Annotated in this window: 19 protein-coding genes; 6 read left to right on the top strand and 13 right to left on the bottom strand. The window is 69.7% G+C overall.

Features of this window, described 5'->3' with window-relative positions:
* Positions 1–3 precede the first annotated feature (3 nt).
* Entirely contained in the window at positions 4–1,506 is a 1,503-nt protein-coding gene (locus tag ASG73_RS04555; RefSeq protein ID WP_200946696.1) for a GntP family permease, read from the bottom strand.
* Between the two features lie 168 nt (positions 1,507–1,674).
* A complete protein-coding gene (locus tag ASG73_RS04550) occupies positions 1,675–2,895 on the bottom strand; it encodes an MBL fold metallo-hydrolase (protein WP_200946694.1) in 1,221 nt (406 codons plus the stop codon).
* Positions 2,896–3,045: 150 nt separating this feature from the next.
* On the opposite strand from ASG73_RS04550, the gene ASG73_RS04545 reads away from it, so the two are divergent.
* Positions 3,046–3,354: a putative quinol monooxygenase gene (locus ASG73_RS04545; protein WP_055991572.1), complete on the top strand. Its 309-nt coding sequence runs from the start codon at positions 3,046–3,048 to the stop codon at positions 3,352–3,354.
* A gap of 17 nt (positions 3,355–3,371) precedes the next feature.
* On the opposite strand, the gene ASG73_RS04540 is transcribed toward ASG73_RS04545, so the two are convergent.
* The 5 genes from ASG73_RS04540 to ASG73_RS04520 all read right to left on the bottom strand — a co-directional run bounded on the left by ASG73_RS04540 (position 3,372) and on the right by ASG73_RS04520 (position 8,656).
* Positions 3,372–4,133 (bottom strand): alpha/beta fold hydrolase, encoded by a 762-nt coding sequence (locus tag ASG73_RS04540; RefSeq protein WP_055991569.1) that lies wholly within the window; start codon positions 4,131–4,133, stop codon positions 3,372–3,374.
* A gap of 117 nt (positions 4,134–4,250) precedes the next feature.
* On the bottom strand, positions 4,251–5,099 hold the full coding sequence (locus ASG73_RS04535) for an alpha/beta fold hydrolase (protein ID WP_055991566.1): 849 nt from the start codon (positions 5,097–5,099) through the stop codon (positions 4,251–4,253).
* The gene (locus tag ASG73_RS04530) at positions 5,096–6,046 is read right to left on the bottom strand and encodes a 3-carboxyethylcatechol 2,3-dioxygenase (RefSeq protein ID WP_055991563.1); all 951 of its coding nucleotides are present in this window, start codon (positions 6,044–6,046) and stop codon (positions 5,096–5,098) included. The genes ASG73_RS04535 and ASG73_RS04530 overlap by 4 nt, the downstream gene beginning before the upstream one ends.
* A complete protein-coding gene (gene mhpA / locus ASG73_RS04525) occupies positions 6,043–7,746 on the bottom strand; it encodes a bifunctional 3-(3-hydroxy-phenyl)propionate/3-hydroxycinnamic acid hydroxylase MhpA (RefSeq protein ID WP_055991560.1) in 1,704 nt (567 codons plus the stop codon). The genes ASG73_RS04530 and mhpA overlap by 4 nt, the downstream gene beginning before the upstream one ends.
* Before the next feature lie 169 nt (positions 7,747–7,915).
* A complete protein-coding gene (locus tag ASG73_RS04520; RefSeq protein ID WP_055991557.1) occupies positions 7,916–8,656 on the bottom strand; it encodes an IclR family transcriptional regulator in 741 nt (246 codons plus the stop codon).
* A gap of 90 nt (positions 8,657–8,746) precedes the next feature.
* Between ASG73_RS04520 and ASG73_RS04515 the strand changes: the two genes are divergently transcribed.
* On the top strand, positions 8,747–10,105 hold the full coding sequence (locus ASG73_RS04515; protein ID WP_055991554.1) for an MFS transporter: 1,359 nt from the start codon (positions 8,747–8,749) through the stop codon (positions 10,103–10,105).
* 188 nt (positions 10,106–10,293) lie between these two features.
* On the opposite strand, the gene ASG73_RS04510 is transcribed toward ASG73_RS04515, so the two are convergent.
* Positions 10,294–11,301, bottom strand: coding sequence for a YeiH family protein (locus ASG73_RS04510; RefSeq protein ID WP_055991551.1), 1,008 nt, complete (start codon positions 11,299–11,301; stop codon positions 10,294–10,296).
* Positions 11,302–11,372: 71 nt separating this feature from the next.
* Here ASG73_RS04510 and ASG73_RS04505 point away from each other — a divergent pair, with 71 nt between their 5' ends.
* The 3 genes from ASG73_RS04505 (at position 11,373) to ASG73_RS04495 (ending at position 15,297) form a co-directional block, all read left to right on the top strand.
* Positions 11,373–12,257, top strand: coding sequence for a LysR family transcriptional regulator (locus ASG73_RS04505; protein ID WP_055991548.1), 885 nt, complete (start codon positions 11,373–11,375; stop codon positions 12,255–12,257).
* Between the two features lie 236 nt (positions 12,258–12,493).
* Positions 12,494–14,512, top strand: a complete 2,019-nt coding sequence (locus ASG73_RS04500; RefSeq protein WP_055992673.1) for an oxidoreductase — start codon at positions 12,494–12,496, stop codon at positions 14,510–14,512.
* The gene (locus ASG73_RS04495) at positions 14,512–15,297 is read left to right on the top strand and encodes an SGNH/GDSL hydrolase family protein (protein WP_055991545.1); all 786 of its coding nucleotides are present in this window, start codon (positions 14,512–14,514) and stop codon (positions 15,295–15,297) included. Before ASG73_RS04500 ends, ASG73_RS04495 begins: the two co-directional genes overlap by 1 nt.
* On the opposite strand, the gene ASG73_RS04490 is transcribed toward ASG73_RS04495, so the two are convergent.
* Entirely contained in the window at positions 15,282–15,671 is a 390-nt protein-coding gene (locus ASG73_RS04490) for a nuclear transport factor 2 family protein (RefSeq protein ID WP_055991542.1), read from the bottom strand. The two genes, ASG73_RS04495 and ASG73_RS04490, sit on opposite strands and share 16 nt — an antisense overlap.
* 51 nt (positions 15,672–15,722) lie before the next feature.
* On the opposite strand from ASG73_RS04490, the gene ASG73_RS04485 reads away from it, so the two are divergent.
* Entirely contained in the window at positions 15,723–16,286 is a 564-nt protein-coding gene (locus tag ASG73_RS04485) for a PadR family transcriptional regulator (RefSeq protein ID WP_055991539.1), read from the top strand.
* A gap of 173 nt (positions 16,287–16,459) precedes the next feature.
* Here ASG73_RS04485 and ASG73_RS04480 read toward each other — a convergent pair whose 3' ends face one another.
* The 4 genes from ASG73_RS04480 to ASG73_RS04465 all read right to left on the bottom strand — a co-directional run bounded on the left by ASG73_RS04480 (position 16,460) and on the right by ASG73_RS04465 (position 21,806).
* On the bottom strand, positions 16,460–17,833 hold the full coding sequence (locus ASG73_RS04480; RefSeq protein ID WP_200946692.1) for an SPFH domain-containing protein: 1,374 nt from the start codon (positions 17,831–17,833) through the stop codon (positions 16,460–16,462).
* A complete protein-coding gene (locus ASG73_RS04475) occupies positions 17,826–19,514 on the bottom strand; it encodes an SPFH domain-containing protein (RefSeq protein ID WP_235499351.1) in 1,689 nt (562 codons plus the stop codon). The genes ASG73_RS04480 and ASG73_RS04475 overlap by 8 nt, the downstream gene beginning before the upstream one ends.
* A gap of 302 nt (positions 19,515–19,816) precedes the next feature.
* Positions 19,817–20,983, bottom strand: coding sequence for an MFS transporter (locus ASG73_RS04470; RefSeq protein ID WP_235499350.1), 1,167 nt, complete (start codon positions 20,981–20,983; stop codon positions 19,817–19,819).
* Positions 20,984–21,029: 46 nt separating this feature from the next.
* Positions 21,030–21,806 (bottom strand): NAD-dependent epimerase/dehydratase family protein, encoded by a 777-nt coding sequence (locus ASG73_RS04465; protein WP_055991530.1) that lies wholly within the window; start codon positions 21,804–21,806, stop codon positions 21,030–21,032.
* Positions 21,807–22,149: the final 343 nt, after the last annotated feature.

Below are 22,149 nucleotides of genomic sequence, written 5' to 3'. Positions count from 1 at the left end.
GGCTCAGCCCATCACCATGTTGAGGATGAAGAGCAGCGGGATGGAGCAGACCCACACGCTCGTGGTGATGCCCGACCAACCCTTCAGCGCGGCCGTGCCCTCGATGCCGGTGAAGCGGGTGACCACCCAGAAGTAGGAGTCGTTGAAGTAGCTGAAGACCATCGAGCCGGTGGTGCAGGCCATGACCGCCACGGTGGGGTCGATACCGAGAGTCGCGACGAGCGGTGCGGTGACCGAGGCCGCGGTGATCATCGCGACCGTGCCCGAGCCCTGGGCGATGCGCACCACGGAGGCGATGACGAAGGGGACGAGGAAGGCGGGCAGGGCCGTCGCGGCGACCGCCTCGGCGAGGGCATCGCCGACGCCGGAGTCGCGCAGGACCTGACCGAAGGCGCCACCGGCACCGGTGATCAGCAGGATGAGACCGGCCGATGCGGCAGCGTCGGCCATCCAGCCCTGGACCTTGTTGCGCGGGGTCCAGCGGGGGAGCAGGACGTAGACGGCGAGGATGGCGCCGATGACCAGCGCGACGACCGGGTTGCCGAGGAAGGCGAAGGGGGTCGTCCAGCTGCTCGGCTCGTACTCACCCGACAGGGCGCCCTGCTGGTTTCGATCGACCGCGGCGGTGACCGTGTTGAGCACGATCAGCACGAGCGGGATGGCCAGCGGCAGCGAGCCCAGGAGGGCGCCGACGTGGCGGTGGGACTTGCCGGCGGGGGGCTCGCCCAGGTAGTCGTTCGGGTTGTACGTGGCGATCTCCCTGACCTCGTCACCGTCGTGACCACCGGATGCCGGAGCGTCGGGGAGGCCCGAACTCGAACCGGAACCGGAACCGGCGCCGACAGGGGTCAGGTGGCCGTAGACGGCCTCGCGCACCTCGGGGATGATCTGGTCCTCGAGGGTGGGGCCGACCCATCGGGCGTAGACGATGACCACCGGCAGCAGGATGACGGTGAAGATCAGGCCGACGACGATGACCAGACCGAGGTCGGCACCGAGGATGCCGGTCGCGGCGAGCGGACCGGGCGTCGGGGGGACCATGTGGTGGGTCAGCGTCATGCCACAGCCGAGCGCGAGGGCGAGGGCGACGTAGCCGCCGCGCTTGACGCGGGCGATCGAGCGAGCCAGCGGGTTCATGATCACGTAGCCGGAGTCGCAGAAGACCGGGATCGACACCAGTGAGCCGACCGATCCCATCGCCCACTCCTCGCGGCCCTTGCCGAAGGCGGTGAGGAAGGCCCGGGCGAGCGAGTCCGCGGCACCGGAGACCTCGAGGATCTTGCCGATGGCGACACCGAGACCGATCACGATGCCGATGCTGCCGAGGGTGTTGCCGAAGCCGGTCGTGATCGAGCTGACGATGCCGGTCAGCGGTTGACCGGCGATGACACCGGTCACGAGGCCGGCGATGAGCAGGGCGACGAAGGCGTCGAGCCGTGTACGGAGGACCAGCACGATGATGGCCGCGATGCCCACCACCAGGGCTAGCAGCAGTTTGATGTCCACGATGACTCTCCTGAGAGCGGGGGCGGGCGGCGCTGCCCGGCACAGGCGAGTATGGCACGAGTTTTTGCGTAAAACAATCACTTTTTGCGCAGACTGCGCAATAGTGGTTCAGATGGTGCGCAGGTGGACGAAGGGGGGCCGCCGCCCCCCTTCGTCCATGCGGCGGGGTCAGCCGTGCTTGCGACCACGCGCCGGCAGGGTGAAGCGGTCGAGGTCCTGACCGATGGTGACCTGCCCGCCGTAGCCCTTCTGCGCGTCACGTCGCCACAGGTTGGTGTCGACCTTGGCTGCGCCGAGGTCGGCGTAGTGGGAGACGACGAGGTGCTTGGCGCCGGCCTCCTGGGCGATCGGGCCGAGCTTGTCGATCTCGACGTGCGACTGGAGCATGTGGTCCAGCGACGCCTCGCCGATGCCGGCGCCCTTGACCCCGATGGCCTCGTGGACGAGCAGGTCGGTGCCGTGCGCCATCTCGATGAGGTTGTCGGAGTGGCGGGTGTCGCCGCTGAAGGTCACCGAGCCGTACTCGGTGTCGAAGCGGAAGGCGTATGCCGGGAAGACCGGGCCGTGCGGCACGAGGGTGGCGTACACCTCGACCTTGTCGTCGCTGAAGATCTTGAAGGGACGCATCCGAGGAGACGTCTGCTCGAAGGTCGCGTTGGTGCCGGCCGGCAGTCCGATCTCGCGGACGTCCATCAGGGTGCGGATGTCCGCGACATTCATGTCCCGCAGGAAGACATTCATGCTGTACGCGTAGGCGTCGTGCAGCGACTGCGTCATCGCTGCGGTGCCCGGCGTCGGGTCGGACGGCTTCAGGGTCGGGACCTCGCCGCCACCGAACTTCGGCTGCAGCCCACCGGCGGAGCCGGGCCCGTAGATCGGGACCTGCCGCTCGATGTGGTCGCCCGCCTGGTTCTTGATGTGACCACCCATCATGAAGAAGTTGTAGTAGTCGGCGATGTGATCGGCGTGCAGGTGCGTGAGGAAGACACCGGCGATGGAGTCGAAACGCAGTCCGGCAGCGGCGAACTGGGTGACCGACGAGCGGCCGCAGTCGACGACATAGGTGCGACCGTCGACGACGAGGGCGCTCGAGGCCCCGACCTGGTGCAGGTCGACCGGCGGGCCGGCGCGGGTCCCGAGGAGGACGAGCTCGACGCCCTCACCACGGGGCGGGCGTCCCCCCTTCGCACGGGGGTTGGGCGCAGCCGCCGCCATGCCGGGGACGAGGGCGAGACCGGAGGCCGCGCCGATGCCGGCCATGATCGAGCGACGGGAGAGGCTCAGGCCGGTGCGGGCCTCGTCGACCGCCTCGTCGCGCTCGCTCGTCACGGGCTCGTGGGGGAGGTGGTCGCACAGGCAGGCGGGACCGTGCTCGGTGTGATCGGACATGGTGATCTCCTTTGATCAGCGGGGTCGCGCGTCAACGTAGGCAACCCGTGCTGGTCCTGCCGCGGTGTTCGCCACCCCGGAACGCGCCCGCCATCCGGCTCACCAGCAGCAGGGGCTGTACTTGAAGCCAGATTCACATAGGGTGTGGGCATGCTGAATGTCATCGCCACCCTCACCGTGAAGCCCGAGTGCACCGACGACTTCGAGGCGGCGGTCGCGACAGCTCGCGCAGCCTTCCTCGCCGACGAAGGGTGCCTGCGCTACGACCTGCAGCGGGTCGCCAAGAGCGAGGGCGACTACGTCTTCATCGAGGCCTACGACTCCAAGGACGCGCTGCGCCGGCACGGCGCGATGGACGAGTTCGCCGCCATGGGTCAGGCCACCAAGACCTTCGTGACGGGCCCGCCCGTGGTCACCGTGATGACGCCCGTCGGCGACCAGGTGGACCTGGCCGGCTGACCCGTCGGCCGACCTGCTCAGCCCTCGCTGCGCAGGGTCGTGTCGATGGCGGCGATCAGGGAGACCGGGGCCTCGAACATCGCGTAGTGGCCGGCGTTGGGGATCACGGTCAGCTCGCACCCGGCGAGCTGCTCCATCCACGTCGCCCGCATCGTCGCCTCACCGAGGGCGGGGTCGTGCTCGCCGACGACGGCATGGATCGGCACGTGGAGCGCGGGCAGGTCGGCGACGAAGTCGGCGCCGGTCCACGCGGTGAGGTAGGCGGTCACCGCCTCGGGCCGCGAGTGCTGCGCGGAGTAGGCGACCATCGCGTCCAGCCAGCTCGCCGGCTGTCGGTTGCCGGTCGTGAAGTCGATGATCGCCCGACGGTTGCCGTGCTCCTGCGCGGCCCCGTCGAAGAGCGCCTGGGAGTCGGCGTCGAGGGGGACCCCGGACGCGGGTACCGGGCTGATCCCGATGACCGCGGTGATCCGCTCCGGGTCGTCGCTGAAGGTGCGCAGCACCATCGCCCCACCCATCGAGTGGCCGACGAGGGCGAACTGCTGCCACCCCAGCTCGTCGGCCAGGGCGAAGACGTCCTGCGCCACCTCGTCGAGCGTGTAGTCGCCCGGGACGTCGATCCGCCGCCCGTAGCCGCGCAGGTCGAAGAAGGCGACGGTGTACGCGTCGGTGTCGATCAGCTCGGGGAGCAGACCCCAGCCGTCCTCACCGCCGAACCAGCCGTGCACCGTGATCACCTTGGTCGGGCCGGTGCCCATCAGCGTGTGCTCGATCGTCATTGATCTCATCCCTCCACCTGTCGTGCAGCGGGCGAGGCGCACTGCTGCATCCTGCCTACCGAGTCTAGGGATGAGCGAGTCCGCAGGCCCACATCTGCGGTGGATCCAGGTGCGGGGTCAGGAGTTGCGCAGGAAGTGCAGCACCTGGTCGGTGAACTCCTGGGCGTGCTCGATCTGGAGCCAGTGCCCGCAGCCGTTGATCAGGTACAGGCGCGAGTTGGGCACGAGCGAGGTCAGGCGCAGCGAGTGCTCGAAGTGCACGACCCGGTCATCGCGACCGTGGAAGAGCAGCGTCGGCACGGCGATCTCGCGCAGGCGCGCGTGGTCGAGCTCGACGACGGGCTTCTTGCCCGTGCCGTCGATGAAGTTCTGCGCGTGCTCCGGGTGCGCGGTGACCATGTCGGCCCGCCCCTGGATGAGCTCGTCGGTGGCGAACTTCGAGTCGAAGGTCATGACGTCCACGAGCTCGCGCATCGTGTCGAAGCTCGGCTTGCGGTAGCCCTTCTGCAGGACCTTCAGCCCCTCGGTGAGGCCGGCCGCGCCCATGAGGGTCGGTGCGCCGGATGAGGAACCCATCGTGATCAGGCGGTGGACCCGCTCGGGGTGCTCGTAGCCGAAGCGCAGGGTCGTGCCGCCGCCCATCGAGTTGCCGATGATGGTGGCCTTGTCGAGCTCGAGGGCGTCCATGAGGTCGAGCAGAGCCGTCGAGTGGTCGCGCTCCTGCCAGGTCACGGCCTCGGACTCGCCCCAGCCGGGCATGTCGACGGCGATGACGCGGTAGTGCTGCGCCAGCTGCGGGATGTTCGCGGAGAAGTTGCTCCAGCCCGTGGCGCCGGGGCCCGAGCCGTGCAGCAGGATCAGCGGCTCGCCGCTGCCGGCCTCGTTGATGTGGATGTTCCAGCGCCGCGTCTGCACCATGCGGCTCGTGGACTCGTAGGTCAGCTCGGTGGTGGTGGTGGCGCTCATGCGTGGGTCTCCTTGGTGCGTGCGGTCATGACACCGAAGCCGGCGATGAACTCGCGGATCGGTCGGTAGTACTCGTGCTCGACGGCGTAGTCGCCGACGGCGGCCATCGCCGAGAAGGCGGTGACCCAGCTGCGGACCTCGTGCGAGGAGTTGCCCGCGGTGGCAGCCATCTCCTCGGTGACGTAGTCGTCGAAGGCGGCGGTCCTCCCTTCGCGGCAGACGCTCATGAACTGCGCGTCCCACTCCGGGTTGAGGTCCTGGATGGTGGCGGTGCCGGCGACGAAGTCGCGGGCCGTGTCGACGACGCGCTGCTCGCGGGCGGCGCGCGCCTGCGGCGTCGGGTTGCGCCCGTCAAGCAGGCCCGCGCGCACCTCGGGCGTCGCGGTGGCCCACTGCGGGACCGGTGGGTCGTGGCTGAGCCCACCCGAGGCGATGACGAGGATCCGCTCGGGACGATCCGCGGCCCAGTGACCGACCGACTCGCCGAGCGCGCGGATCCGACGCATCGGGACGAAGGGGGCGGCCACGCCGTTGACGAAGAGCGGGATCGTCGGGACGGTGTCGATCCCGCCGAAGATCACCTCGAGCGGCTGCACCGCTCCGTGGTCGACGCCCATGGCGCGCGAGATCGTCAGGTCGATGTCCTCGCCCTGCACGTGACGTGCGAGCTCTTCGGCGATGTCGGCGGGCACGTCCAGCGCGCCGGTCGCGGTGCCGTAGTCACCCAGGCCGTAGGCGCCCAGACCGAGGCAGAAGGGCGGCATCGTGTCGTAGAAGAAGCCGTTGTAGTGGTCCGGCCCGATGGTGATCACGAGCTCGGGGTCGACCTCGCGCACGAAGGCGCGCACCGCCTCGAAGGCGCCGTCGACCTCGGCCCGCACCTGCGGGTCCACCTCCACCCGGTGCAGCAGCGGGGTGTGCGACATGGCGACGAGCGAGAGGCTCATGCGACGACCGCCAGGGCAGGTGCCGCAACGCTGGTCGCGCCCATCGCCACGCGCAGCGCAGCGAGCGCCTTGCCCGACTCCTGCGCCAAGCAGGCCGCGCCGACGAAGCGGTCGGGCCGCAGGAAGACGACACCCATCGCGTGCTTGTCGAACCAGCCCTTGATCGAGCCGTCGACGTCGCCGACGACGAGGGTGCCGGACCCGGCGTACTCAGTTTCGGCCCACGGGCGCTGCGACTCGGACATGAAGGAGACGAAGCGAGCGCCCATGTGCTGCAGCTGTGCTCGCTCGTCCTCGGTGAAGAGCCGGGCCGGGTCGTTGCCCCAGGCGGCGATGGTCCACCAGTCGCCGGTGACGTCGTCGAGGCGGGCCCCGGTGACGTCCGCCGTGTTGACGCGAGGCTGGGGGAACTGGACGCCGACCGGTGTCTTCTTGTCCACCGCGTTCTTGATCGTCATGAAGGAGGAGGTGCGCGTGCGCGGCTGCTCACCGGGCGTCAGCGAGTCCGGGGCGACGACCACTCCCTTCGCGTAGAAGGGCATCGGCTTGAAGCGCATGTCGGTGAAGTAGCTCTTGACCCGCGGGCTGAGATTGAGCGCCCGGGAGGCGAGGTCGCGCGCTCCGCAGACCACGCGGTTGGTCGGCTTGATGACATTGCCGAGGGTCATCGACAAGTCGATCATCGCCTTGGCGTGGTCGTGCCGCTCGGCCTCGAAGCTGTCGAGGATCGTCTCGTCGGCCTGCCCGGCGAGGACGCTGGCGAGCTTCCACGACAGGTTGGTGGCGTCGCGCATGCCCGAGTTCCACCCCTGGCCCATCCAGACGGGCATGAGGTGCGCGGCGTCGCCGGCGATGAGCACACGTCCCTGGCGGAAGCTGCTCGCGATCCGCCCGTGGTGGGTGAAGACGCGACAGCGGATGACGTCGAGCGTCGAGGAGTCGGGGACGTGGTCCTTGAGCAGGGCGGCGACGAAGTCGGGGTCCTCGACCTGCTCGCTCGGCTCGTCGTCGAAGAGCATGAACTCCCAGCGGCGGATGCCGTGCGGCAGACCGATGGAGACGTACGGACGCGCGGGGTCGGCGCCGAGGTAGACATTGGGCAAACCGAGCGGGTCGTTGTTGACGTCGATGACGACCCAGCGCGTGGAGGGGGAGTGGCCGACGAAGTCGACGCCCATCCGCTTGCGCGTGGGGGAGGCTCCCCCTTCGCACCCGACGACGTACTGCGCGGTGATGGCCTCCTCGCGCGTCGCCCCGTCGGGGCCGGTGACGGTCGCGGTGACCTCGACGTGGTCGCCGCGGTCCTGCGCGTCGGTGACCGTGTGGTCGAAGCGGATGTCGATGTCGTCGAAGCGGGACAGGCCCTCGTAGAGCTGGCGGTCGACGAGCGGCTGGATGAAGCCGAACTTGCGCGGCCAGCCGAGCGGTTCGCCGGCGGGCGCGTTGGTCATCATCGTCTCGCCCTTGCCGTTGACCAGGCGCATGACGTGGTGGGGGATGGTGAAGGGGGTGACCTCCTCGACCAGGTCCATCGTCTGGATCGAGCGCATCGACTCGTCGTCCAGGCCCACGCCGCGCGGGTAGTCGATGAGGTCGCTGCGGGACTCGAGCACGATCGCGCTCCGCCCGTAACGACCCAGCAGGTTGGCCAGGGCCAGGCCGGTCGGGCCGGCTCCGACGATCACAACTTCGGTCTGCATGTCACCACTCCTTCGGGGTCTGTGCGCCCACCCTCGCAACGCCGCCCCGCCCCGCCCACCTGCCGTGCCACCCGGTGGCACACCCTTCGAGACGCTTGCTGCGCAAGCTCCTCAGGGAGCGGGGCCCCGGTCCCTGAGGAGGCCGCCCGCGGCCGTCTCGAAGGGACGCTCAGGCCCGCATCGCCGCACTCGCTCGCGCGCACACGTCGAGCAGCAGCTGCTCGTAGCCGGCGCGGGCGACGCTGGTGGGGCCGGTGAGGGCGAGGGACGCGACCGGCCGGCCAGCAGCGTCCATGACGACGGAGGCGACGCTGCTCACCCCTTCGACGTACTCGTTGTCGTCCACGCCGATCCGGGTGCGGGCGACCTTGGCCAGCTCCACGCGCAGTTCCTCGCCGTCGGTGATCGTGCGGTCGGTGAAGGCGGTCAGCTCGGAGGCACACACCCGGTCCGCGCTCTCCCGGTCGAAGGCCATCAGCACCTTGCCCAGCGAGGTCGCGTGCGCCGGGGCGCGGCCGCCGATACGTGAGGGCGAGTGCGCTCGGTGCACGCCGTGCAGCTTGTTGAGGAAGAGCAGCTCGCCCTCCCGCAGCACCCCGAGCTGACAGGTCTCGCGCGTCTGCTCGTAGAGGACCGAGAGGAAGGGGGTCAGTCGCGTCTGCACCTTGGCGACCAGCGGGTCGTCCGGCAGAGCCAGGTGGGTGCCGAAGAGGGGACCCGTCCGGTAGTGCTCGCCGCGCCGCTCGACGGCGCCGCTGGCTTCGAGGGTGTGCAGCAGGCGAAAGACGGTCGACTTGGGGATGTCCGTGCGCCGCGCCAGCTCACTCACGCCGAGTCCGTCACTGCCGAACTGGTCGACCATCGCGAGCAGCTGGACCGCACGCTCGACCGAGCTGACCTGCTTGGGCATGGCCCCATCGTGCCACCACGTGGCACGCGTGCTGGGTTCTGGGGCGCGCAGACCCACCAATGGGGCCAGTACCCCAGACCTGGAGGCCCCATGATCAACGACGATCTGCCCACCCCCGCGGCGCCCGCTGCCACCGTCACGACGACCCCGCGCGAGAGGCGTCGCGCGCAGGGTTCGAGCTTCATCGGCTCGGCCGTCGAGTACTACGACTTCCTGCTCTACGCGGCAGCGGCCGGCCTGGTCTTCCCCGACCTCTTCTTCTCCGGGGTGGACCACGGCACAGGGGTGCTGCTCAGCTACCTCACCCTCTTCACCGGGTACATCTCCCGGCCCATCGGTGGGCTGCTCTTCGGGCACTTCGGCGACAAGATCGGCCGCAAGAAGATGCTCGTCATCACCCTGCTCGTCATGGGCATCGTCTCCATGGTCATCGGGCTGATGCCGACCGCCGCGTCCATCGGCATCGCTGCCCCGATCCTGCTCGCCGTGCTGCGACTCGTGCAGGGCCTCGCCGTCGGTGGCGAGTGGGCCGGCGCGATGCTCATGTCCGGCGAGCACTCCACCACCGGGACCAAGGGCTTCGGTGCCTCGTTGGCGATGGCCGGAGCCCCCTTCGGTGCCGTCATGGCCACCTTTGTCCTCGCGGTGACCTCCGGACTGGCCGGTCCGGCCTTCGTCGAGTGGGCCTGGCGCATCCCCTTCCTCCTGTCGGCCGTCGTCGTCGCCGTGGGTCTGTACATGCGCACCCGCGTCTCGGAGAGCCCCGAGTTCGAGGCCGCCCGCAAGCGCGGCGAGGTGCACACGGGCCTGCCGATGGCCATCCTCTTCACCCAGTACCGCTCCACGATCCTGTTCGGCAGCCTCGCGGTCATGGCGCCGCTCTTCATCCAGGGCCTGCTCGCGGTCTTCATGGTCCCGTACGTCGTCGACAGCGGCGCGGTCTCCCGGGAGACGGCGCTGTACATGCTGACGCTGAGCAATTTCGTGCACATCTTCACCATCCCGGCCTTCGCCGCGCTGAGTGATCGCCTCGGCCGCAAGCAGGTCATGATCGGTGGCGCCGTCTTCTCCGCGATTGCCGTGTGGCCGATGTTCATGCTCTTCGACAGCGGCAACGCCACGCTCATCACGATCGCCTTCCTCGTCGGCAACCCGCTGATCCAGGCCTCGATGTACGGCCCGGTCGGTGCCTACCTGTCCGAGCTCTTCGAACCCACGGCCCGCTACTCCGGTGTCTCGCTGACCTATCAGCTCGGCTCGCTGCTCGGCGCCGGCCTGGCCCCGCTCGTCGCCCAGCGCCTCGTCAGCGACTCCGCCGGCACGAGCCACCTCGCGTGGTACATCGGCGGCGCCTACGTCATCAGTGCGGTCGCGGTGCTCCTGTCGCGGTCCGCAGCACGACGCACGACGCGAAGGGGGCCGATCGCCGAGAGCGTGCCCGTCGCCTGACCTGTGTCGCGCCTTCGGCCGTGACTCATGGGGTGAATCAGATTCACGTCATGAGTCACGGCCGGAGGCATGCCAGCACCCCCGGGCGGAACCTCGTCGGCGCCCCAGCGCCCCAGCGCCCCGTGCCCCGCCACCCGTGCCCCGCCACCCGTGCCCCGCCACCCGTGCCCCGCGAGCCGCTGAGCTCGTCACGCCAGCGCCAGGACGAGCGCGAGCGAGGTCCCGCCGGCGACGAGCGTCGAGACGGTCGCCAGGATGAGCGCCTGGACGGGCAGCGGCCACAGGTCCTTGGCCCGGATGCCCATCCCCAGCCCGTACATGCCGGCCGCCAGCAGCAGCGTGGTCGCGAGGCCCGTCCCCTCGAGCACCTGCGCCGGCAGCAGCCCGGCGGAGCGCACCGCGACCGCGACGGCGAAGGCGAGGATGAACCAGGGGACGAGGGGCGCGGAGGTTCCCTTCGCCCCCTTCGCCAGGAGCGCGGAGATCGGGGCGAGCAGCGCCACCCGGCCGAGCTTGACGGTCATCGCGAGCGCCACGGCCGGCCCGCCGATGAGCGACCCTGCGGCAGCCACCTGGGCGACCTCGTGGATGCTCGCGCCCGCCCAGATCGCGGCCTGGTGATCGCTCAGGCCGATGACCCCTGCCAGCCACGGCACGAGGACGATCATCGCGGAGCCGAAGATCGTCACCATGGCAACGGCGAGCGCGACGAACTTCTCCTTTGCCCGCACCGAGTCCTGGACACCGGCGATGGCTGCCGCGCCGCAGATCGAGAACCCGGCGGACAGCAGCACGACGAAGCCCTCGTCCAGACCCAGTCGGCGGCCGATGGCCAAGGTCGTGCGGAAGGTCACCGCCACCGTCGTCACGATGACCACCAGCCCTGCGGGACCGATCCCGACGATGTCGCCGAAGGGCAGCTGCAGCCCGAGTGCCGCCACCCCGAGCCGCAGCAGGAAGGGGGTCGCCCGAGCGTGGTCGGCGACGACCGAGAGGCGGACGAAGTGGGAGTTGGCGATGACTGTCCCGGCGACGAGGGCGAGGAGGAGGGGGCTGAGCAGAGGGACGAAGGGGGCGACGACCATCGCCAGCGCGGCAGCGGTCAGCGGTGGCAGGGCAGTGCCCCAGGCGTACCGCCGCGTGGGGCTGGTCGGCGTCTGGTTCGCAGGTGCGGATGCGGTCCGGGTCAAGGTCACGCTCCCTACAGTGCGCCGACCGAGGGCGTCGCAGTAGACCCCGATCTGGACTCAGGTCATAGGCTGGGGCTATGGCTGATCTTCCGGACCTCGACATCGAGACGCTGCGTCTGCTCGTGGCCGTCGACGAGACGGGCAGCCTGAGTGCCGCTGCCCGTGAGCGGGGGTTGAGCCAGCCGTCCGCGAGCGCGCGGGTGCGAGCCTTCGAGGCTCGGTGGCAGCTCTCGCTCCTCGAGCGCACCCCGCGCGGGTCCACCCTGACCACCGACGGTCGAGCGGTCATCGCCTGGGCTCGGCGGGTCCTCAACGAGGTGGAGGCCATGCGTGCGGGCCTGTCCTCGCTGACCGGGAGCAAGCGAGGGGAGGTGCGCGTCGCGGCGAGCCTGACGATCGCCGAGCACATCCTCCCGCGATGGCTCGGTGCGCTGCGGGAGCGGATGGAGGTCCACCCGCAGCTGCACGTCGTCAACAGCGACCGGGTCGCCGACATGGTCCGCTCGCAGCTGGCCGACATCGGCTTCATCGAGACCGCCGCTCGTGCGCCCGGCCTGGACCACCGCGTCGTCGGGACCGACCGGCTGGTCGTCGTGGTCCATCCCGACCATCCGTGGGCGGCGCGGCGGACCCCCCTTCGTCCGGAGGTGCTGGCTCGGGCTGAGTGGGTGCTGCGGGAGGAAGGGAGCGGGACCCGCAGTACCTTCGAACGGGCCCTCGGTGGGGTGCCGACCATCGCGCTGCAGGCCGGCTCCACGACCGCGCTCATGGGTGCCGTGCGGGCCGGCCTCGGGCCCGCAGTCATCTCCCAGCGGGCGGTCGCGACCGAGGTCGACGCCGGTCACCTCGTCGTGGTGCCGACCACCCTGGACCTCGAGCGGCCGCTGACGGCGGTGTGGCGCAAGGACGGCCGGATGAGCGCCGCCACGTCTGCCCTGCTCGCCGTCGCCGCGGCCGGCTGACCCCGCGGCCGGCTGAACCTCGCGGCCGGCTGCCCCCGCGGGTGGAGGTATACCCGCGGACGATTCACCTGCGAGTCGGCATCCACTCGACGAAGCGGGTTCCTGGGTGGACGCAGGCTCGCCGAGGATTCGTCGGCGGGTATACCTCCACCCGGATGGCGGAGGTCGGGTCAGCCGCGCGGGGAGACCCGCTATGGTTTCCCTATTCAACAAATTGACCAATTAAGTCGGTGACCATGTCTCTGCCCTACCCGCACCTGCTCGAGCCGATCACGGTCGGCACCACCACCCTGCGCAACCGCGTCATCATGGGGTCGATGCACGTCGGCCTCGAGGAGGCGCCGGGCGGCTTCGCGCGGATGGCCGCCTTCTACGCCGAGCGGGCGAAGGGGGGAGCCGGCCTGATCGTCACCGGCGGTATCGCGCCCAACTTGGAGGCCCGTCCGGCGGAGGGTGGGGCTGCCATGACGACCGAGGCCGACGTGGCCAACCACCGCATCGTCACCGAGGCCGTGCACGAGGCGGGTGGCCTGATCGCCATGCAGATCCTGCACTTCGGCCGCTATGCCACTCACGCCGACCTCGTCGCCCCATCGCCGATCCAGGCCCCGATCAGCCGGTACGTTCCCCGTGAGCTGACCGACACCGAGGTCGAGCAGACGATCGAGGACTACGTGCGCTGCGCCCGGCTGGCCCAGCAGGCCGGCTACGACGGCGTCGAGATCATGGGCTCCGAGGGTTACCTCATCAACGAGTTCATCGTCACGCGGACCAACCAGCGCACCGACCGCTGGGGTGGCTCCTACGCCAACCGGATCCGCTTCCCCCTCGAGATCGTGCGCCGGGTCCGGGAGGCGGTCGGCCCTGACTTCGTCCTCGTCTACCGGCTGTCGATGCTCGACCTCGTCCCCGAGGGCTCGACGCTCGAGGAGGTCGTCCAGCTGGCCAAGGAGGTCGAGAGCGCGGGCGCCGACATCATCAACACCGGCATCGGCTGGCACGAGGCCCGCGTCCCCACGATCGCCACGCAGGTGCCGCGCGCCGCGTGGGCTGGCGTGACCAAGAGGGTGATGGGCGAGGTCTCGATCCCGCTCGTCGCGACCAACCGGATCAACACCCCCGAGGTCGGCGAGCAGCTCCTCGCCGACGGCTACGCCGACATGATCTCGATGGCGCGGCCCTTCCTCGCCGACCCGCAGTTCGTGGCCAAGGCGGCGAAGGGGGAGCCCGAGACGATCAACACCTGCATCGGCTGCAACCAGGCCTGCCTCGACCACACCTTCAGCGGCAAGATCACGTCCTGCTTGGTGAACCCCCGTGCCTGCCACGAGACCGAGCTGGTCATCGGCCCGACCCGGTTGGCCAAGCGCCTCGCCGTCGTCGGGGCCGGTCCCGCCGGTCTGGCCTTCGCCACGACGGCCGCCGAGCGCGGCCACCACGTGACCCTCTTCGACGGCGCCGACGACATCGGCGGCCAGCTCGACGTGGCCCGGCGGGTCCCGGGCAAGGAGGAGTTCGACGAGACGCTGCGCTACTTCCGGCACAAGCTCACGGAGACCGGTGTCGACGTCAAGCTCGGTGCTCGAGTCGAGGCGGACGACCTGTCCGGCTACGACGAGGTCGCCATCGCCACCGGTGTCACCCCGCGCGTCCCCGACCTGCCGGGCACCGACCACCCCACGGTCGTCACCTACCTCGACGTCCTGCGTGGGCGAGTCGAGGTGGGCCGACGCGTGGCGATCCTCGGCGCAGGCGGCATCGGCTTCGACGTCGCGGCCTTCATCACCGACCCGGGTGACGAGGCGAGCCTGGACATCGCGGCCTTCCAGCGGACCTGGGGCATCGACGGTGACCACACGACACGAGGTGGGCTGGTTCCCCCTTCGCACCGGTCGGCGCCGCGCGAGGTGACCCTCCTGCAGCGCAAGACGACGAAGGTCGGCAAGGGCCTGGGCAAGACCACCGGCTGGATCCACCGCGGCGAGCTCGCGGCCCGCGGCGTGACGATGGTGCCCGGCGTGACCTACGAGCGGATCGACGACGACGGCCTGCACGTCGTCATCGACGGGCAGTCGCAGGTCCTCGCGGTCGACACGATCGTGCTGTGCACCGGTCAGGAACCCAACCGGGGCCTGCACGACGAGCTCGACGCGAAGGGGGCCACCGTCCACCTCATCGGCGGCGCCGACGTCGCCGCGGAGCTCGACGCCAAGCGGGCCATCGACCAGGGCACCCGGATCGCGGCGCGGGTCTGATGGCGCTGCGCTACGTGGCCATCGGTGACAGCCTCTCCGAGGGGGTCGGTGACGACCCATGGCCCGACGGCACACCTCGCGGGTGGGCGGACCGGCTCGCCGAGCTGCTCGCCGGCCACCACGGTGAGGTGGACTACGCGAACCTCGCCGTACGGGGTCTGCGGGCGCAGCAGATCCTCGAGACCCAGGTCGAGGCGGCGTTGGCACTGGAGCCGGACGTGCTGACCTTCACCGCGGGGATGAACGACCTCCTGCGGCCCCGGTTGGACGTCGACGAGCTGCGCGAGACCCTCGTGCAGGTCGTGGCGCCCTTCACCGCGAAGGGGGCCCGCGTCGTCGTCGTGCCGATCCCGGACATCCGGGCGGTCAGCCCTGCCGGGCGCCTCATCGCGCGGCGGCGGTTGGTGCTCAACGGGATCTACCAGCAGCTGGCGGACGAGCACGGCATGATGCCGCCGGCGCCGACCACGGGGACGATCTTCGAGGATCCGCGGGCATGGGCCGATGACCGGTTGCACCTGTCGGCGCTCGGTCACGAAAGGCTCGCCCTGGGCAGCGCCGCTGCGCTCGATGTGCCCGTGGAGCAGGGCTGGGACTCGGTGCCCGCCGGGGCGGCTCCCCGCCGGAGCGTGCGCACCGAGGTCGAGTGGAGCCGTCGACATGTCGGCCCGTGGCTCGGCCGGCGCCTGACCGGCAGGTCCTCTGGTGACGGACGCGTCGCCAAGCGGCCGACGCTCAGCCCCTTCGAGACGGTCGCTGAGCGACCTCCTCAGGGAGCGGGGTAGTCCGCCGCTGCCTGTTGGATCTGAGGGAAGCGCTCGGCCATCCGGTCGGCCAACGCCTGACTCGCCTTGAGCGGTCGGGTCATCACGATGAAGTCGACGATCTTGCCGTCCTCGTCGAGGGTGAGGAAGTCGACCCCGGTGAGCTCGAGGCCGTTGACGGTCGCCTCGAAGACGTAGGCCTCCTCCTTGCCGTCCTGGAGCTGGCGCACGTAGCGGAAGTCCTCGAAGACCTCGGTCACCGCGCGCAGGATCGCGTTGGTGATCGCCTTGCCCGGGTAGGGCTTGTGGGCGACAGGGCTGTGGAAGACGACATCGTCGGAGAGCAGTGCCTCGGCGGCGTCCATGTCATGGCGTTCGATCGCTTCACGGAACATGCGCTCAACCTACTCAACGATATGAATAGGTGCCAGAGGTAGGATCCGGGCATGGCACTCCAGGACGCGATCCTCACCGCTCTCGCGCACGACGAGTCGTCCGGGTACGACCTGGCCAAGGCCTTCGACGTATCGGTCGCCAACTACTGGACCGCGAGTCCGCAGCAGCTCTATCGCGAGCTGGACAAGCTCGAGGACGCCGGACTGGTCACCGCGCGCACCGTGGCCCAGTCGAAGCGACCGGACAAGCGGGTCTTCCGCCTCACCGCCGCGGGCCGCGCGGCCCTGCGTGCCCACACGCTGCGCTCGCCCAAGCCCATGGCGGTGCGTGACGAGCTGCTGGTCCAGGTGGCGGCGCTGGAGTCGGGCGAGCCGGAGGCGATCCGGGAGCACGTCGTCGAGCGGCTCGAGGCCTTCGAGGCCAAGCTCGCCGTCTACCGGCTCGTGCAGGAGCGCACCCTCGCCGGACGGCCCGAAGAGGAGTACCTCGTCGCGGAGCCGCGCGTGGGGCAGTACCTCACGCTGCTGCGGGGGATCAGCTTCGAGGAGGAAAACATCCGGTGGGCCCAGCAGGTGCTCACGGTCCTCGATGCCCGGCAGGCGCCGCCGGGCTGATCCGGGCGCTCTGCCGTTGCTCCGTACTTTGTGCCACGCGGCACGTGGCACAAAGTACGGAGCAACGGCAGAGGCAGCGAGGAGCTTCCTCGGCGCCACGAAATTCAGCCGAAGGGGGGGCGCTCCCGTGATCGGAAGCGCCCCCCTTCGGCCGTGGTTCTGCAGCCCGTTGCTCAGCCCTGCGTCTGCTCCCGCAGCGCGCGGGCGGCGCGCTCGGCGACCTGGTCGATGTCGCCGGCGGACTGGGCCACCTGACGGGATCCGCGACGCGGAGCCGAGCCGCCGGACTGCAGCTGCGGCAGCAGCTGGGCCATGAGCAGCGTGGACAGCGCCGAGGTGTCACCGCTGCCGGCGTCGGTGTGCACGATGACCGGCCGGGGGGCGTCCTCGGCGAGGGTCGCGCCCACGTCGAGGCGACGACGGGCGAGCTCGTAGCTGAGGACCGCACGGTTGTCGCGGTAGGCCGTGGCCAGCTGCTCCTGGGCCTTCGCCTCACCCTGTGCCGCAACGAGGTTGGTGCGGGCCCGGGTCTCGATCTCGTAGCGGATCTTCTGCGCCTCGGTCTCGCGCTCCTCGAGCATCTGCGCGACATCCTTGCGGGCCTTGTTGAGCGAGGCCTGGACCTCGACGACCTTGGCGTCGCGCACCTTCTTGGACCGCTCGATCTCGAGCAGGAGGGTGTCGATACGGCGCTTGCGCGTCAGCTCCCACTCCTTCTCGTAGGCCACGAGCTCCTTGGCGACCCGCTCACGCGTGGCGATGTGCTCGCGGTACTGGTCGGGCAGCTGCACGTCGGGGATGTTGCAGCCCATGATCTGCACGCCGTACCGGGTCAGCTGACGGTTGAGGATGTCCTGCATGTCCTTGACGTCGCTGCCGCGCAGGTCATAGGCCTGCTCGGTGCGCACCTGCCGGCTGCGCTGACGGATGGCGTCCTGCACCGAGTTGGACAGCACGAGGTCGAAGTTGCCCGCGCCGATCGTCTGGACGAAGCGGATCGCGTCGACGATGCGGAAGCGCAGGAAGAACTCGATCGACTTCAGCGGCACGTTCTCATGCGTCGGTGAGCTGAGCACCGGTGCGGTGTAAGGGATCTCGGTCGTCACGTCGACGACGTACGCGACCCGGGCCCAGGGGTGCCACAGGTAGTGGCGACCGGGGGAGAGGCCGGGGCCGGAGATGGCGCCGAACTTCGTCAGCACGCCGACCGTGCCCTCCTCGATCTCGACGATCGCGGAGCGCCACCACCACAGTGCCGCCAGGAGGAAGGAGATGATTGCGACGAAGATCGCCAGACCACCCATGGCGCCGTGGTCGCTCGCTGCGAGGAAGACCCCGCTGAAGAGTGCCCACAGGCCGAACCAGATGAGTGAGGCCCACTTCAGGCCACGCTTGTCCTTGGGGATGACCACGGGGACGAGCGATCCGGAGTCACCGCCACGCAGGTAGCGCGCGACATCGCTCCACCCGGAGACGACCTCCTTGATCGAGCTCATGCCCTGGCCGCGCACCGCGCGGACCGCCTGCTCCATCATCTGGTCACTCATTGCGCTCACCCTCGCTCGGGTCGGTCTGGGTCATCGGCTCGGTCATCGGCGGCGGTGGTGGCAGGTCGACCGGAGCGTCGGGTGGCTCCGGCGCTCCTGCCGGCTGGGCCGGGGTGCGCGTGCCGCTGACCTCGCCGAGCGCCTCGGTGACGCTCTCGTCGGTCACGGACTGGCGGATCTCGTCGAGTCGCTGCTCGCCCTCGGGGTCTGCTTGCGTCTCGGTGACCGGAAGGATCTCCACGTCCGTCTCCTCGGGAGCGTGCAGCAGATCCACGATGTCGGCCTGGCGGGCGCTGACCCGGTCGGCGATGTCGCCCTGACGCGAACGGATGGCCTCCATGTCCTCTTCCGTGAAGAGCTTGGCCTCCTGGCCGCCGACGAGCTGGCGGGCGATCTGCAGGTAGTCCACGCCCTCGGACTCCTCGCCGATCCGCACGATCTGCGGGAGGGAGCCGGACACCCCTTCCATCTTGTCCAGCATGTCCTGCTGGTAGCGGTAGTCGAGGATCTCCGGGGCCAGCGCCGCGCTCAGTGCGCGGATGTCCAGGGCCTGCGCCTCGAGGAGTGCCGCGTTGGCATTGGCGTCCGACTCGGACTCGACGAAGCGCTGACGCGCCACCGCCTCGGCCCGGTTGGTCTCCCGCTCCAGCGCGGTGTCCATCTGCGCCTGGTAGCGCGCGATGTCGGCCTGGATGCCGGAGAGGTTCTCGTTGAGCGAGGCGAGGTCCTTGTTGAGGTCACCCTCGTTCTGCTCCTTCTTCAGCCCCAGCTCGTAGTCATAGGTGTAGGCCTCCTTGGCCACCCGGATCATCTCCGGTGCCGCGAGGTCCATCCGGTACTCCTGGGCCGACGGCTCGGCGTGCGTGATGTTGGCCGTCGTCAGCTCGACCGCGGGGGCGAACTGGGCGTTGAGCTGGTCGAGCAGTCGCGCGGTGCTCTCACCGACGAGGTCGTAGATGCTGGAGGCCTCCTGCTCGTAGATGAGCGAGCGGGTGGTCTCGGAGATCGCGTTGTTGAGCTTGTCCTGGAAGCCCTGCACGGCGCCGAGCACGAAGACGAACTCGCGGGCGCTGACGATGCGGAACTGCAGGAAGAGGTCGACCGACGCCTGGACGCCCGACTTGGTCGGTGCCGAGCGGATCGGTGCGTTGAAGGGGTACTCGCGCGTGGTGTTGACGATGTAGGAGACCCGCTTCCACGGGTTCCACAAGGTCACGCGACCGGGACCGACCTCGGCCTCGACCTTGCCGAAGCGGCTGATGAGCGCGGTGCAGCCCTCGGGGACCATGACCATGCCCTGGCGCCACCACATGAAGGCCGCGACGGCGATGACAAGGACCCAGTAGTGCGGGCCGAAGACGGCCAGGCTGGTCCCGAAGGGGAGAAGGAAGAGCGATCCGACGAAGCCGAGGATGATCAGGAGGATCACGGGCAGCATGGCCTTGAGGCGGCGCCCCTTGGGCATGATCATCGGCGTGATGACGTGGACCGGGCCGTGCTGCCCCATCTCGTAGCGGCTGCGGCTGAGCGCCTCGGCGGCGTCGTCGAGGGAGACGTGCTCGGTGTTGATCCGGGTTCCGGCGGTCCCCCCTTCGCCCCGGGCTGCGGGGAAGTCCCGCGCGTTGAGGTCGAAGCCGGCCCCCTGTGCCTGCTGCCTCACGTCGTCGACTGCTTGTCCCATGCCGGTCGCTCCTGCGACCTGCCGGGCAGCATTCATGAACTGCTGCGCCCCTGTACTCAACCCATACCCCTTTGTCCCGATCGTGTGCGGCGATCCTCCCACGGTCGACAGAGGCAGCGCGAAGGGGAGGACTCCCCGGTTTTCGCTGGCTGAGGAGGTCGCTCAGCGACGGTCGCCACGCTGGCTGAGGAGGTCGCTCCGCGACGGTCACCACGCTGGCTGAGGAGGTCGCTCGGCGACGGTCACCACGCCGGCTGAGGAGGTCGCTCAGCGACGGTCACCACGCTGGCTGAGGAGGTCGCTCAGCGACCGTCACGAAGCCCCCGCCGCACGAGCGCCAACGGCAGCGTCAGCAGCGCGAGGGCCGCTGTCACTGCCAGCGCCGTGGGGAAGCCGTGGCCGGCGGCGATCGCGCCCACCATGACGGAGCCGAGCCCGGAGCCGAGGTCGAAGCCGACATTCCAGATCGAGCTGGCCAGCCCGATGTGCCGTCGCGACACGGAGGCGAAGGAGATGACGAGGGTGAGGTTCTGCAGGCCTCCGTAGGCGCTGCCGAGCAGGACCGCGCCGATGAGCAGCACGGGCACGGACTGCTCGTGGATGGCCCAGGCGATACCGCCGACACCGAGCACGGTCAGCAGGACGAAGGGGGCGAGGAAGCGCTCTGCTCCGTACCGGTCCGCGACGCCGCCGATCCACCAGCGGAAGATGGCGGCCATCAGCTCCATGAGAGCCAGGGCGGGGATGACGATCGCGGGGTTGCGCACCATCTGCGGGCCGAAGGTGAGGACTGCGCCGCCTGCGACCGTCACGCCCAGCAGCAGCATCATCGGGCGCAGCAGGGTGATGGTGGCGCGGTGGGTGCTGGCTCCCGGCGTGGCGCCCGGGGTCTCGCTGTGTGCCGGGAAGGCGTCGACGACCCGACCGAGCGCCAGCGCCGCGGGCACCCCGAGCAGGGGGAGCGCACCGACGACGAAGACGACGCTGAAGTTCACCGTCTCGGCGACCCATGAGCCGAGGGGGAGCAGCACGACCTGTGGCCCGGCGATCGCCAGCCCGTAGGCACCGACCGCCTTGCCGCGGGTCTCGGGCGTCGACAGCTCGGCCACGGCGGCGCTGCCGGTGACCGTCAGGATGCCGAAGCCGACGCCGCGCACGACGGACAGGGAGAGGACGGTGGCGAGCGAGTCGCTGGCGATGAAGCCGAGAGACGGAGCGCCGAGGAGGATCAAGCCGACCGCGAGTGTCGGGCCCCAGCCGAAGCGGCGCAGCATCGCCGGCACCGTGAACTGCGTGAGGACGGTGACCGCCAGCAGCACGCCGTTGACGAGGCCGGCACCCCCTTCGTCAGCGCCGCCGTGCACCGCCCACAGGGGAGCGACCGGCATGAGGACAGCGAAGCCGCTGAACCCCAGGAAGGTCGCCCACAAGAGCGCGGGCATGCCTCGCGCCGTCCACACACTGCTCACTGGGGGAAGTCTCCCATGTCACGCCGGGCCGACCTCACCCCGCGACCTACGACCCCTTGGGCCAGGTGTCGGCGACGGGCACACCGCCCTCGACCACGGGCTCATCGGCCGGCGCCTCGTCGGCCCAGGAGTCCTGCGGTCGGTAGCCGAGCTCGAGCATGGTGTTGGTCATCGCCCAGCGACGGTTGGGGTTGTCGGAGATCGCGTAGTAGATCCCGAAGTCGACCTCTGCCTCGATCGCGCACCGCACGACCTGCGCGGTGTCACGCTCGCTGAGCCACATGGCGTGCAGGACGTCGACATCGGAGACGGTCGGGTCGCCGGAGACCCACCCGATCCGCAGTGCGATGAAGGACAGGCCGTACTCGTCGTAGTAGTAGCGACCGATCGTCTCGCCGAAGACCTTGGAGACCCCGTACAAGGAATCCGGTCGCGGCACGGTGTCCGGGTAGACCGGCCACTGCTCGTGACGGTCGTACATGCCCATCGCGTGGTTGGACGAGGCGAAGACGACCCGCCGCACACCGGCGTCACGTGCTGCCTCGAGGACATTGCGCGTGCCGATGATGTTGGCGTTGAGCACGGCCTCCCAGGACGCCTCGGGCGACGCGGCCCCGGCCAGGTGGACCACCGTGTCGATGCCGTCCATGACCCCGCGGACGGCGTCGTAGTCGGTGAGGTCGGCCCCGAGGATCACCGGGTGCGCGTCGGGCTGCGGCTCCAGGTCGTGGCCGGTGATGTCGTACTGGTCCTTGAGACGCTCGGTGAGGAACGTCCCCACCCCGCCTGCCGCTCCGGTGATGAGGATGCGTCGTGTGCTCATGACTCCACTGTGCACTGCGAGGCGGGGGATGTCAGGTGGACGTCACCTACCGGTCGCCGTCCGGGGACCGCGGGTGAGGGAGCCCAATCGCTGGAAGGTTGTGTGTTGAACAGGTAGCCCTGCGTGCCGGCAGGGCTACCCAGGGCATGCCGACATCCTGGGCTACCGGTTCAACACACAACCAAGCCATGACGAAGGGCGGGACCCCCGATCGGGAGTCCCGCCCTTCGGCGTGTGGCGTGGATCAGATGTCACTGAGTTTTCTGTTCGACATCTGACCCGACCCTCGCTGGCGCTCGGCTCGGCTCAGATGTCGAAGTACATCTCGAACTAATCGGAGGGT

This window comes from Janibacter sp. Soil728, from assembly GCF_001428305.1.
GTDB lineage: Bacteria > Actinomycetota > Actinomycetes > Actinomycetales > Dermatophilaceae > Janibacter.
Note: the sequence above shows the minus strand (reverse complement) of the source record. Positions and strands in the feature narration are given on the sequence as shown.